The sequence below is a fragment of the Achromobacter sp. genome (assembly GCF_057314935.1).
In genome coordinates, this window is sequence record NZ_DBHKZA010000033.1 from 17,572 (window position 1) to 31,035 (window position 13,464).

General features: G+C 66.0%; 9 protein-coding genes. 6 read left to right on the forward strand and 3 right to left on the reverse strand.

From position 1 onward, the window contains the following. Positions 1–5: 5 nt before the first annotated feature. A complete protein-coding gene (locus tag ACO6D5_RS14180) occupies positions 6–1,208 on the reverse strand; it encodes a DUF2863 family protein (RefSeq protein WP_315845873.1) in 1,203 nt (400 codons plus the stop codon). Positions 1,209–1,449: 241 nt separating this feature from the next. Between ACO6D5_RS14180 and ACO6D5_RS14185 the strand changes: the two genes are divergently transcribed. Beyond that, on the forward strand, positions 1,450–2,226 hold the full coding sequence (locus ACO6D5_RS14185) for a DODA-type extradiol aromatic ring-opening family dioxygenase (RefSeq protein WP_315845874.1): 777 nt from the start codon (positions 1,450–1,452) through the stop codon (positions 2,224–2,226). A gap of 81 nt (positions 2,227–2,307) precedes the next feature. On the opposite strand, the gene acnA is transcribed toward ACO6D5_RS14185, so the two are convergent. Then, a complete protein-coding gene (gene acnA, locus ACO6D5_RS14190; RefSeq protein WP_315845875.1) occupies positions 2,308–5,013 on the reverse strand; it encodes an aconitate hydratase AcnA in 2,706 nt (901 codons plus the stop codon). A 309-nt stretch (positions 5,014–5,322) separates the two neighbouring features. Beyond that, positions 5,323–6,252 (reverse strand): LysR family transcriptional regulator, encoded by a 930-nt coding sequence (locus ACO6D5_RS14195; RefSeq protein ID WP_485825739.1) that lies wholly within the window; start codon positions 6,250–6,252, stop codon positions 5,323–5,325. 160 nt (positions 6,253–6,412) lie between these two features. Here ACO6D5_RS14195 and ACO6D5_RS14200 point away from each other — a divergent pair, with 160 nt between their 5' ends. The 5 genes from ACO6D5_RS14200 (at position 6,413) to ACO6D5_RS14220 (ending at position 13,431) form a co-directional block, all read left to right on the forward strand. Further along, positions 6,413–7,300, forward strand: a complete 888-nt coding sequence (locus ACO6D5_RS14200) for an SDR family oxidoreductase (protein ID WP_485825761.1) — start codon at positions 6,413–6,415, stop codon at positions 7,298–7,300. Beyond that, complete coding sequence (locus ACO6D5_RS14205; protein ID WP_485825740.1) at positions 7,297–8,799, forward strand: AMP-binding protein; 1,503 nt, start codon at positions 7,297–7,299, stop codon at positions 8,797–8,799. The genes ACO6D5_RS14200 and ACO6D5_RS14205 overlap by 4 nt, the downstream gene beginning before the upstream one ends. A gap of 110 nt (positions 8,800–8,909) precedes the next feature. Then, on the forward strand, positions 8,910–9,893 hold the full coding sequence (locus tag ACO6D5_RS14210; RefSeq protein ID WP_315845878.1) for a tripartite tricarboxylate transporter substrate-binding protein: 984 nt from the start codon (positions 8,910–8,912) through the stop codon (positions 9,891–9,893). A 158-nt stretch (positions 9,894–10,051) separates the two neighbouring features. After that, positions 10,052–10,966, forward strand: a complete 915-nt coding sequence (locus ACO6D5_RS14215) for a pirin family protein (RefSeq protein WP_485825741.1) — start codon at positions 10,052–10,054, stop codon at positions 10,964–10,966. 254 nt (positions 10,967–11,220) lie between these two features. Further along, the gene (locus ACO6D5_RS14220; protein WP_315845880.1) at positions 11,221–13,431 is read left to right on the forward strand and encodes a TonB-dependent receptor; all 2,211 of its coding nucleotides are present in this window, start codon (positions 11,221–11,223) and stop codon (positions 13,429–13,431) included. Positions 13,432–13,464: the final 33 nt, after the last annotated feature.

The following is a 13,464-nucleotide window of genomic DNA, read 5'->3' on the forward strand; positions in this document are numbered from 1 at the left end:
GCGGTTTAGTGGAACTTGGCGGGCGCGGCTTCGGCGTCTTCGGGCAGTTCGGCGTGCACCAGTTCGCCCAGCGGGTTCGGGAAGTAGGGCGCGCCGCAGTCTTCGCAGTATTCCGCCGGCAGCACGCCGGGAATGCGGCGCACTTCGGTGACGCCATATTCCTTGAGCAAGGCCGTGATCTCGTCGACCACGTCGGGCTGGCCTTCGTCGGACGGCAGTTCTTCTTCGCGCCCGTACAAGGGCCACACGCAGCCGTAGTACACGTCGTTGTTGTTGCGCGCCGTGAAGCCGATGCGGTATTCGTCGATGCGGCTTTCGCCGCAACCGGCCACGACCGCGCGCAATTGCGAGGCTTCCAGGCTGACCGCGCCTTCCAGCCAGCTGATGGCCGCGCGCAGCGACAAGGGGCGCACGCGCCGGTCGGCTTCGCGGTTGCTGACGTAATAGGCGTCAGGCAACAGCGCTTCGAAGCCGCAGCCCGGCATCAGGGCGGCCAGGGTGGGCTGCGCCTGCGCGGCCCACTGTTCCTGGCAGGCGTCGCGGCTGGCGTCGGCCTCGCCCATCTGTTCCTGCCAGCGGAAGATCGGCGCGTTCTCGGGCACCGCGACGGCGCCGATGATGTAGCGCGTGTCGGCCAGCATGTTCGCGGTTTCGGCTTCGGTATTCAGGGCCGGCTTGGTGGTTTCGGCGCCCAGCGCCTGCGTGCCCAGGCGTTGCAGCCATTGCCAGGTTTCGCCAAAGGTGCGGGGCATCTGGTCCACGCTGACCAGCATGGGCATCAATGCGGTGCGCGCCTGGCTGGACAGCACGTGGCCATGCAGCTGGGCCAGCAACGCTTGCTGGGCGGGCGCCGCGACGGGGCCGGTGGGGATCGCATAACGGGTCCAGGCGACGATGGGCGCGACGATCAGCAAGACGTCGTACACGACGCCGTTCTTTTCGATCTTCATCGATTCGGACAGGGTTTCCGCCTGTTCGATCAAGACTTCGTAGGCGCCTATGTCGCTTTGCGCGAGGTGGTCCAGGGCCGCTTCCAGCGGGGCGTCCTGCCCAGCCTTCAGCAGCTTGGGAATCGCTTCGCCAAGCTGGTTCTCCCAGAACACGTCTTCGACGCGGCTGCCCGAGCGGTTAAGCGCCTGGGCAAGCGCAACCAGGCGGGTCGCGTCACGGGTCATGCGGGGAGCGGATTGGCTGCGGGATCGGGCCATAACTTCGGAGGACATCCAGTAAGTGGTGTAACGGCGTAGTTTAACGCCCGCCGCGCGCGTCGGCATTGGGGCGGCCCCGGGCGTCCGATAAGGGCGGCATCGCGAGGCGGCCGGCAGGGCATGGGCGCTGACTGCTGTATTGATGCGAATCCGGCAACAGATCATCCCTGGGCAGGGGGTTTATTGCTGATTCGAAACGTCCGAAAATGCTTTCATCGACTTGATCTATGGAGGCATCGCCATGCGTTGGCCTACGCTTTTCGTTTCCCACGGCTCGCCCATGCTGGCCGTTGAGCCCGGCTTGACCGGCCCCGTGCTGGCGGACTGGAGCCTTGCCCAAGGCCGCAAGCCCCGCGGCATTCTGGTGGTATCGCCGCATTGGATGGGCGAAGGGTTGGCGCTGTCCACGCGCGACCAGCAGGTGGCCTGGCATGATTTCGGGGGCTTTCCGCCCGAGCTCTACACTTTGCAGTACGCCGCGCCGGGTTCGCCCGAACTGGCTGCGCGGGTGCAGGCCTTGCTGGCCGAATCCGGCATCGCTGCCGACCGCGATCCGCGCCGTCCGCTGGATCACGGCGCCTGGGTGCCGCTGCGCTACCTTTATCCCGAGGTCGACGTGCCGGTGGTGCAGTTGTCGCTCGACATGGGGCGCGACGCCGCGGGGCAACTGGAATTGGGCCGCGCGCTGGCGCCATTGCGCGACGAGGACATCCTGATCATCGGGTCGGGATCGTTGACGCACAATCTGCGTCACGTGCGGATGCCGCAGAACGCGCCGGCCGTGCCCTACGTGCCGGCGTTCCAGGACTGGTATGCGCGCAATCTGGCCGCGCACAATGTGCCGGCCCTGCTGGACTGGCAGGCGCAGGCACCCGGTGCGATGCAGGCGCATCCGCACGACGACCACCTGATGCCGCTGTATGTGGCGCTGGGGGCGGGCGGGGCATCGGCCAAGCGCTTGAACGACGAGATCTCGTACGGTGCGCTGGCCATGGACGCCTATCAGTTCGACGACTGAAACCACCGCCTGCCCTCGTAAAAAAAGCCCCGGAACCGCAAGGTTCCGGGGCTTTTCCTATTGCTGGGGCCGCGAGAGGGCTCAGGCCGCCAGCAGTTGGCGCAGCACGAAGGGCAGGATGCCGCCGTGCTGGTAGTAGTCGACCTCGATCGGGGTGTCGATACGCAGGAGCACCGTCACGTCCTGCTTCGAACCATCCTTGCGGGTGATCGTCAACGTCACGTCCTGCATCGGCTTGATGCCGTTTTCCAGGCCTGAGATGTCGTAGGTCTCTTCGCCGGTGATGCCCAGCGACTGCACGCTGTCGGCGCCCTTGAACTGCAGCGGCAGCACGCCCATGCCCACCAGGTTGCTGCGGTGGATGCGCTCGAAGCTGCGGGTGATCACGGCCTTCACGCCCAGCAGCTGGGTGCCCTTGGCTGCCCAGTCGCGCGACGATCCGGTGCCGTACTCTTCGCCGCCGAACACCACGGTGGGCGTGCCGTCGGCCACGTACTTCATGGCCGCGTCATAGATGGACATCTGTTCGCCGGTGGGCTGGAACAGCGTTTCGCCGCCTTCGAAGCGGCTGCCGTCCGCAAGCGACGGGATCATCAGGTTCTTGATGCGCACGTTGGCGAACGTGCCGCGCATCATGATTTCATGGTTGCCGCGGCGCGAGCCGTAGCTGTTGAAATCGGCCTTCATGACGCCGTTGGCCTTGAGCCACTTGCCGGCCGGCGACGTTTCCTTGATGGAGCCTGCGGGCGAGATGTGGTCGGTGGTGACAGAATCGCCGAACACGCCCAGCGCGCGGGCGCCCTTGACGGCCGGCATGGCCGCCGGCGTCATGCCGAAGCCTTCGAAGAAGGGCGGCTCGGCGATGTAGGTCGATTCCGGCCAGTTGTAGGTGTCGCCGTTGACGCCCTTGATGTTCTCCCAGAGCTTGCCCGGGTTGCTCTTGACCTGGCCGTAGTTGGCCTCGAAGACCTTCGGATCCAGCGCATGCTTCATCAGCGCTTCGACTTCTTCGGACGTCGGCCAGATGTCGCCCAGCCAGACGTCGCCGTTCTTGCCTTTACCTACCGGTTCGGTCATCAGGTCGCGCGTGACGGTGCCTGCCAGCGCGTAGGCCACGACCAGCGGCGGCGAAGCCAGGAAGTTGGCCTTGATGTTCGGGTGGATGCGCGCTTCGAAGTTGCGGTTGCCGGACAGCACGGCCGAGCAGACCAGGTCATTGCCGGTGATGGCTTCGTTCAGATCCGGCGTCAGGTCGCCCGCGTTGCCGATGCAGGTGGTGCAGCCGTAGGCGGCCACGTCGAAGCCCAGCTTTTCCAGGTAGGGCAACAAGCCCGTCTTGGTCAGGTAGTCGGTGACGACGCGCGAGCCGGGGGCCAGCGAGGTCTTGATGTGCTTGGGCACCTTCAGTCCGGCTTCCACGGCCTTCTTGGCCAGCAGGCCGGCGGCCAGCAGCACGTTGGGGTTGGACGTGTTGGTGCAGGACGTGATGGCGGCGATCAGGATGTCGCCGTTCTTGATCTTGGTGCCGGTGCTGGTGGTGAAGGTCTCGCCCAGCTTTTCGGCGGGCTGGTTGAAGCCGTTCTCGGCGATGGGCTTGGAGAACAGGTCGATGAACGTGTTCTTGACGTTGCCGATTTCGATGCGGTCCTGCGGGCGCTTCGGGCCGGCCAGCGACGGGGCCACGGTGGACAGGTCCAGCGTCAGCAGCTTGGTGAAGTTGATGTCCTGGGCGGCCGGGATGCCGAACATCTTCTGGGCCTTGAAGTAGGCTTCGAAGGCGGCGATCTCGTCTTCGGTGCGGCCGGTGCCGCGGAAGTAGTCGATGGTGCGTTCGTCGACCGGGAAGAAGCCCATGGTGGCGCCGTATTCCGGCGCCATGTTGCCGATGGTGGCACGTTCGGCCACGGTCAGGCTGGCGGTGCCTTCGCCGCAGAATTCGACGAACTTGCCCACCACTTTTTCACGGCGCAGCATTTCGGTGATGGTCAGCACCAGGTCGGTGGCGGTGACGCCGCCGCGCAACTGGCCCTTGAGTTCCACGCCCACCACGTCGGGCGTCAGGAAGTACACGGGCTGGCCCAGCATGCCGGCTTCGGCTTCGATGCCGCCCACGCCCCAGCCCACCACGCCAATGCCGTTGATCATCGTGGTGTGGCTGTCGGTGCCCACCAGCGAGTCCGGGTAGTAGACGTTGTTCTTCTTGTCCTGGTGCACGCCGCGCGCCAGATATTCCAGGTTGACCTGGTGGACGATGCCGAAGCCCGGCGGCACGACGCCGAAGGTGTCGAACGCCTGCATGCCCCATTTCATGAACTGGTAGCGCTCCTGGTTGCGCTTGAATTCCAGCTTCATGTTCAAGTCCAGCGCATTCTTGGTGCCGAAATAATCGATCATGACCGAGTGGTCCACGACCAGGTCCACCGGCACCAGCGGTTCGATGCTCTTGGGGCTCTTGCCCATTTTGTCGGCCACCGAACGCATGGCGGCGATATCGGCCAGCAGCGGCACGCCGGTGAAGTCCTGCAGCACCACCCGGGCCACGACGAAGGGGATCTCGTCTTCGCGGCGGGCATTGGCCTGCCAGTTGGCGAGCTGCTTGACGTGTTCTTCCGTGACCTTCTTGCCATCACAGTTGCGCAGCACGGATTCCAGCACGATGCGGATCGAAACGGGGAGCCGCTGCACATCGATGCCGAGGGACTTGCCCAGCGCCGGCAGCGAGTAGTACTGACAGGATTTATTGCCGATCTTGAAATTCTTGAGAGTATCGAGGGTGTTGTGCGGCATGATGGACTCCGTGGTTTTGCCTGGCTGACTGTGCCCAAGCGCAGGCGGCATTTTTTGGCGTTTTGGCGCGTTTGTCATTGTAGGGGAGACAAGCCCGTACGCGACCTTATGTCTTATATCTTATATAAGACTTGGGTGGCGCGTCAAAGTTCCGCCCCTGTTCCGGAAAGCGGCAGCCGGAACTGCTGCAAAACCCCTACTTTGGCGGACAAGGGCCAAGCCTGCAAGACCCCGCGGTTTTACCAAAGAAGTCCTACCGTTGCATGGCGGGGCGCGCGGGTGCCCGGCGCCGGGCCGGCCGCGGCCGTTTCAGGCCAGGAAACCGCGCAGCAGGGGTTCGAGTTCGGCCTTCAGATAATCCACCAGGGCTCGCTGGGCCGTGGACGGGTAGGGGGTGGGCGAGGTCAGGATGAATAGCTTGTCGCCAGGCCCTTCGGCCTTGTAGGCGGGCAGCACCTCGCGCAGCCGTCTGGCTTGCAGATCGGGCTGCACGATGTAGGCCGGCAGCAGCGCCACGCCCGCGCCGTCCCGGGCCGCCTCGGCCAGGAACGGGAAGTATTCGGACTGCAGCCGTGGCGCCAGCTTCACTTCGTAGGTTTGCCCCTTGCGGTGCAGGCGCAGCGTCGACTGGGGCTTGGGGCCGGGCGGGCAAAGAAAGTCCAGCCGGCCCAGGTCGCGCGGGTGCGCGGGCATGCCGGCGCGCTGCAAATAGGCGGGGGCGGCGCAGAGATGCCATTTCACGTCCCCCAGTTCGCGCGCCACGTAGTCCTGCGGGGGCGACGAGACCACGCGCAAGGCCACGTCGATCTCTGACGAGATCAAATCGCTGACCCGGTTGGAAAACAGTACGCGCAGGCTCAGGCTGGGATGCGCCAGCGCGAAGCGGACCAGTAGCGGGCGCAGCGCATCCAGTTCGCCCAGCCCGGTCGGCAGCGACAGGCGAACGTGGCCGGTAGGTTCGGCGCCCAGCTTCTGCAAGGCGTGGCGGGCCGATTCCACCTCGCGGGCCATGCGGGCGCCGTGCTCATACAGCACGCTGCCCTGATGCGTGAGTTCCAGGCGGCGGGTCGTGCGCCGGATCAACTGCGCCCCGAACGCGCGCTCCAGTTTTTGCAGATTGCGGCTGACGTGGGATCGGGTGACGCCCTGGCGCAACGCCGCTTCGCTCAGCGTGCCCGCTTCGACGATGGTCACGAACAGCTGGATCAGGTTCAGGTCTAGCGTGGGCAAGGTGGACATGGGCGTCGTCGATTGTTGCCTGTGAGGAAACAGAGTTTACTCAGGGTGAAGGATTGTCGCGCCATCTGCGCGTTGATATTCTGGTCCTGAACCGCATCGGAACCACGCGTCCGGTGCCGGCAATTCCAACGACAACAGGAGACAACCCATGCCGCAAAGCATGTTCCGGGCGGACTTGTTCCGCGGGCAGCGCATCCTCGTGACAGGCGGAGGAACCGGGCTGGGCTTCGCGATGGCCGAACGACTGGCCTCGCTGGGCGCCACCGTCCATCTGTGCGGACGCCGCTTGTCCGTGGTGGAGGAAGCCGCCGCCGCCCTGCGCGCCAGGCACGGGGGGCAGGCCCATGCCCACGCGGTGGACATCCGGGATGCGGACGCGGTCGACGCGATGGTGGAGGGAATCTGGACCACGCACGGCGGGCTGGACGGCCTGATCAACAACGCCGCCGGCAACTTCATCAGCCCGACCGAAAAGCTGTCGGCGCGCGGCTTCAACGCCATTGCCGATACGGTGTTCCGCGGCACGTTCTACACGACGCAGGCCGTGGGCAAGCGCTGGATCGCCACCGGCGCGCACGGCGCGGTCGTGTCCATCGTGGTGACGTGGGTCTGGACCGGATCGCCGTTCGTCGTGCCCTCGGCCATGTCCAAGGCCGGGATCGACGCGATGACCAAGTCGCTGGCGGTTGAATGGGGCCGGCACGGAATCCGCATGAACGCCATCGCTCCCGGCGTGATCCCTACGGAAGGCGCGACCGCGCGCCTGCGCCCGAACGGCGACGGCCAGGACGCGCTGATCCAGCAGAATCCCATGCGTCGCCTGGGCACCGGGCACGACATCGGGGAGCTGGCGGCCTTTCTGCTGGGGCCCGGCAACGACTGGATAAACGGCCAGACGATTGCGCTGGACGGCGGCGACTATCTGGCCAACGGCGCGTATTTCAAACAGTATTTCGAGTGGACCGAGGAAGACTGGGCCGCCGCCCGCGCCGCAATCGAAGCGCGCACCGCGCAGGACAAGGCCCTGCGCGCCGGGAAGCCGGCATGAGCGGACTTGTCATCGCGGGCGACCTCCGGCTGGATCGGGACGCGCTGGTGGCGCGAGGAGAGCAGGTGGCGGCGGGTCTGGCGGCCATGGGAATACGCGAAGGCGACGTGATCGCCGTGCTGCTGCGCAACGGCATGCCGTATCTGGAAATCATCCAGGCCTGCAAGCGGCTGGGCTGCTACTACTGCCCGATCAATTGGCACTACACCGCCGACGAGGTGGCGTTCCTCGCGAACGACAGCGGCGCCAAGCTGCTGATCGCCGAAGACGACCTGTGGCGCCAGGTATGGGCGGCGCTGCCGCCCGGCTTGCCCGTGCTGCGGGTCATGGCCGAGGCGGACGCCGCCTTCGAGGCCAACGACTACGAAGCCTGGCGCGACGCCCAGCCCCGGTATGACGGCCCGCTGGTCGCGCCGCGAGGCCACATGGCCTATACGTCGGGCACGACGGGCCGCCCCAAGGGCGTGGTGCGCCAACCTTTTCCGGTGGACCGGCTTGCCGAACACCTGGCGGCCGTGGAGGCCGTGGTCGAGCAGGCCTACGGCTTGCGGCACGGGAGCCGCGCCTTGCTGCCGGCGCCGATCTATCACAGCGCGCCCAGCGTCTTCGCGCAGGTGGCGCTGCGCGTGTGCGACACGCTGGTACTGACGCGGCGCTTCGACCCGCTTGAGGTCTTGCGCCTGATCGAGCAGCACCGCATCGATACGATCTACCTGGTGCCCATCATGTATGTGCGCCTGCTGAAGCTGGAGGCGCGCGCGCGCGCATCATTCGATTTGTCTTCGCTGCGCTTTGTCGCGTCGACCGGGGCGCCCTGCGCCCCGGAACTCAAGCGCGCGATGATCGATTGGCTGGGGCCGGTCGTGCATGAAACCTACGCCTCCAGCGAGGCGGGCATGGTGACCGCGATCGATTCGCATGAAGCGCTGGCCAAGCCGGGCAGCGCGGGGCGGCCGATCGGGCCGGCGCAGGTGCGCATCTATGCGGAAGATGGTTCGGTGTGCGCGCCCGGCCAGGTCGGCCGCATCTACGTGCGACAGCCGGCCTATGCCGACTTCACCTACCGCAATCATCCCGAGGCCCGTCAGGCGGTCGAGCGCGACGGCCTGATCGGGTTGGGCGACCTGGGGTACGTCGACGAGGACGGCTATCTGTTCGTGTGCGACCGCGAATCGGATCTGGTGATTTCGGGCGGCGTGAACATCTATCCGGCGGAAATCGAACACCACCTGATGCAGTACCCCGGCGTGGCCGATTGCGCGGTCTTCGGCGTACCGGACCCGGAGTTCGGGGAACGCCTGCTGGGGTTGGTCCAACCCGCGCCCGGGGCCGTGCTGGACCTGGAAGACGCCATGGGTTGGCTGTCGTCCCGGATCGCCCGCTACAAGATTCCGCGCGGGCTGGAAATGCGGCAGGCGCTCCCGCGCGATGACAACGGCAAGATCGCCAAGCGCCGCCTGCGGGCGGAATTCTGGGAGGGTCACGCACGCAAGGTATAGCGGCGTGTGCAGCCATTGCGAAAGCCCGCCACCGCCGTCGTTCAATACCGTCGTGCAGTCCCTTCAGGCAGTACCCATTACAAGAGTCGGTAAAGACTCGGGAGACACGCATGTTGCAGATGAATCGTTGGTTCGGCCGCGCCGCGGCCGCCTTACTGGTGGGCGTTGCCGGCGCCCCGCAAGCCCTGGCGGCATTCCCCGACAGGCCCGTGAAGCTGGTGGTGCCTTACACGCCCGGAGGCGCCGCCGACCAGTTGTCGCGCGTGTTGGCCGAACGCCTGTCGCGCGAGCTTTCCCAATCCGTCGTGGTTGAAAACAAACCGGGCGCCAACACCATGATCGCCGCCACGCAGGTGGCCCGTGCCCAGCCCGACGGCTACACGCTGTTCCTGGCCAGCAATGCCAGCATGGTGCTCAACCCCATGCTTTATCAGAAGATTTCCTACGACGCGGCGCGCGATTTCCGCGTGCTATCCGTGGTGGCCGAGTTGCCCCTGGTAGTCGTGGCGAACAACGAGGTGCCTGCCACGACGTGGGCGCAGTTCGTCAGCTATGCCAAGGCGCGCCCCGGCAAGTTGAACTATGCGTCGGTCGGGATCGGCAACCCCTTGCAGCTGGCGACCGAATTGCTCAAGACACGCACCGGCATCGACATTGCCCACATCCCTTACAACGGCAGCGCGCCCGCGCTCGGCTCGTTGATGGCCAACGACACGCAATTGATGGTTGACGTCATCAGCACGTCCTTGCCGTTGGTGAAGGAAAACAAGATCAAGGCGTTGGCGGTGACCACGGCCGAGCGGCTGCCCGTGCTGCCGGACGTGCCCACCGTCGCTGAGAGCGGCTTTCCGGGCTTCCGCGCGGCGACGTGGTTCGGCGTGGCCGTGCCGCTGGCCACACCGGCCGCCGAGGCCAAGACCCTGCAGGACGCCGTTGCCCGCGTCATGGCGCAGCCGGATTTCCGGGAACGCTTCCAGACGCTGGGGCTGGTGATCCAGGCGCCGCGCGGTCAGGCCGAGACCGACCGGTACGTCGCGGAAGACCGCGAACGTTGGGGCGCGGTGATCCGGGCGAACCAGATCAAGCTGGACTGAGCACGCCCGGGCGTCGGCGCGATGCGGGGAAATGAGGGATTGCGCGGGTTCCGGGGAACCCATAAGCTTCGCGTCAGCTAGGGCCTGTCCACGCGCAAAGGAAGCTTCCTTTTCGCGTGGACAGGCCCTAGCGTCACTCCCTCATCAGGCAGCACTTTTTGACTATCCATCTCAGTAGCGTCGTTGCCAGCCAGCCCCGGTCAGAGGGCGAGGCCTGCACCCTCCGCCAGTTCCTGCATACCGATTTTTCCCATAGTCCGTCGCCCGTCGTCATGGTGGATCACTTCATCATGACCGGCCCCACGGCCGCGCCTTTGCCGCATGCCGGGCTGTGCGCGGCCACGCTGCTGTTGGAAGACGCCAAAGGCGTCATGCAATGCCGGGACAGCGGGGGCAACGACCATGAGGCGAGGGCGGGCGACCTGCACTGGACGGTCGCCGGCACGGGCATCCTGCGGACGCAGCAGCCGGCGGGCCCGGCGCGCTTGAACGGACTGCGCATCGCCTTGAACTTGCCGGACCGGTTGAAGACGCTGCCGCCGGCGGCGTCGCTGTTGCGCGCCTGGGAGATGCCGGTCATTCAGACGGACGCCGGCCGCGTCCGCGTCGTGGCGGGCAGCCATGGCGGCTGGCAGTCGCCGCTGGCCACCCCGCAAGCGCTGATGATCCTGGACGGCTGGCTGCGCCCGGGCGCAGCCCAGCTGTTTTCGCTGCCGCCCGGCTGGAACGCCTGGATCTACGCCGTGCAGGGCGAACTCGGCGTGCGCGCCCGCCATCGTCGGAATGGGGCGCCGCCCTTGCCGAAGCGGCAGGACGGGGACCCGGATTTTGCCGTGCTGCGCGAAGGGGCTGCGTTGGCGGCATCCGCGACGTCCGACGACGACGAAGGCGTGCTGTTGCTGATGGCGGGAACGGCGCCCGCGCATTTCGTGCTGATCGCAGGCCCCGCTGTGGACGAACCCGTCTTTCGGCATGGTCCGATCGTCATGGCCAGCCAGCGCGGCCTGATTCGCGCGCTGGCCGCCTATGAGGCCGGCGACTTCGGACAGTTGCGGCAGGACCAGGCGGCTTGACCCTGCCGCCGTGAGGGGCGTTTGTTGCGTGACGGCAACGAACCGCCTTTCTATATTGGGGACGTAATGATAATGATTCTCTGTTTGATAACATTTCCACCGTAAGACCTCAAGACCCCTTGGTGAACGGGCTCGGCAAGGCCGTTCCGGCCTTGCGGTGGTACGTCTGATCAGCCGTTTTCCGTGCGTGACCCATCGGGATTTTGCGTTTCTTCGCGCAGCGACGCGCTTCTCTTGCCCCTCTCGATCCCGATATGAAAATCAGAACTCTTGCCTGCGTGGCCGCTACGCTGCCATGCCTGGGCGCCGTCTACGGCCAAACTGCAGCCCAACCCGCCGCCTCCAACGGCTCCGTCGTGTCGATGGAAGCCATCAAGGTCGAGGCCAGCGCCGATGCGTCGGCCGGCGGGCTGGCCGCGCCGTTTGCGGGCGGGCAGGTCGCCAGTGGCGGCCGCGTCGGCGTGCTGGGCACGCAAGACAACCTCAGCACCCCGTTCAGCATCACCAGCTACACGAACGAGCTGATTCAGGACAAGCAGGCGCGCAGCGTGGGCGACGTGCTGCAGAACGACTCTGGCGTGCGCGTGGCGCGCGGCTTCGGCAATTTCCAGGAGTCCTACTTCATTCGCGGATTCATCCTGAGCTCGGACGACGTGGCCTACAACGGGCTGTACAGCCTGTTGCCCCGCCAGTACATCGCCACCGAACTGTTCGAGCGCGTGGAAGTGCTGCGCGGCGCGTCGGCTTTCCTGACGGGCGCGACGCCCAGCGGCGGCGGCATCGGGGGCGTGATCAATCTGGTGCCCAAGCGCGCGCCGAACGAGCCGCTGACCCGCGTCACCACTGGCATTTCCAGCGGCGGCCAGTTCCAGGTGTCCACCGATATCGCCCGCCGGTTCGGTCCGGATGACAGCACGGGCATCCGCCTGAATGCGGCGCAGCGCAGCGGCGACACGGCGATCGATGACGAACACTCCCGCACCAGCCTGGTGTCGCTGGGCCTGGACTGGCGCTCGGCCGATACGCGCTTGTCCGGCGATATCGGTTGGCAGGAAAACAAGTTGAAACGCGCGCGTCCGAACGTGACGATGGGCGCGGGCGTGACCAGCGTGCCCGACGCGCCGGATGCCAGCTCCAACTACGCGCAGCCGTGGTCTTATTCCAACGAGCGCGACCTGTTCGGCACCGTGCGCGCGGAACATGACTTCAGCGACAAGCTGACCGGCTGGGCCGCCTATGGTTTCCGCCGAAGCGACGAAGCGAACTCGCTGGGCAACGTGACTTTGACCAACGGCAGCACGGGCGCGGGCAATTTCTACCGCTTCGACAATACCCGCGAGGACAGCGTCAACACGGGCGAATTGGGTCTGCGCGCCAAGGTGCGCACGGGTCCGGTCGGCCACGAGTTTGTCGTGTCGGCATCCTTCTTCGACCTGAAGAAGAAAAATGCCTACATCATGGATTACGCGAACACCTTTGCGACCAACATCTACGATCCGGTGTCCTACGACAAGCCCGCCTTCAGCGCCGGCGCGTTGCGGGGCAACGATATCGACAATCCTGCGCTGCAAGGGCGCACGCGGATGAGCAGCTACGCCTTCGGCGACACGATGTCGTTCCTGGACGACAAGGTGCTGCTGACCCTGGGCATCCGGCATCAGCGGCTGTCCCAGCGCGACTACGCGTACAACACGGGCAAGGAAAACGGCGCCTATGACGCCAGCCGCAATTCGCCTGCCGCCGGCATCGTATTCAAGGTGGCGCCGAGCGTTTCGCTGTATGCGAATTACATCGAAGCGCTGGTTGCAGGACCGACCGCGCCTGCCAACGCGAACGGCAGGCCCGTGCCCAACGTCGGCCAAAGCCTGCAGCCGTACGTGTCCAAGCAGAAAGAAATCGGCGTGAAGTACGAAGGCGACGGCCTGGGCGCGGGCCTGGCGCTTTTCTCCACCGACAAGCCGCGCGCCATGTACAACGCCAGCAACGAGCTGACCACTTCGGGCAAGGACCGCCATCAGGGCGCGGAACTGACCGTCTATGGCGAACCGATCAAGAGCGTGCGCGTACTGGGCGGCTTGACCTGGCTGGACGCCGAGCAGCGCTCGACCGGCACGGCGTCGCTGGACGGCAACCGCGTGATCGGCGTGCCGCGCTTCCAGGCCAACATGGGCGTGGAATGGGACATTCCTGGCGTCCAGGGCCTGGCCGTGGACGGCCGCGTCGTCTACACCGGATCGTCCTACGCGAACGATGCCAACACGCTCAAGGTGCCGGGCTGGACCCGCTTTGACGCTGGCCTGCGCTACATGATGGACGTCGACGGCCACGTCGTGACCCTGCGCGCTCGGGTGGAGAACATCGCCAACCGCAATTACTGGTCGTCGGTGGGCGGGTATCCCGGCAACGGCTACCTGGTCCTGGGCGGTCCGCGCACGTTCCTGCTGTCGGCCAGCATGGACTTCTGATGGCGACCGGCATGAGCCGGCATGCGTGAAAAA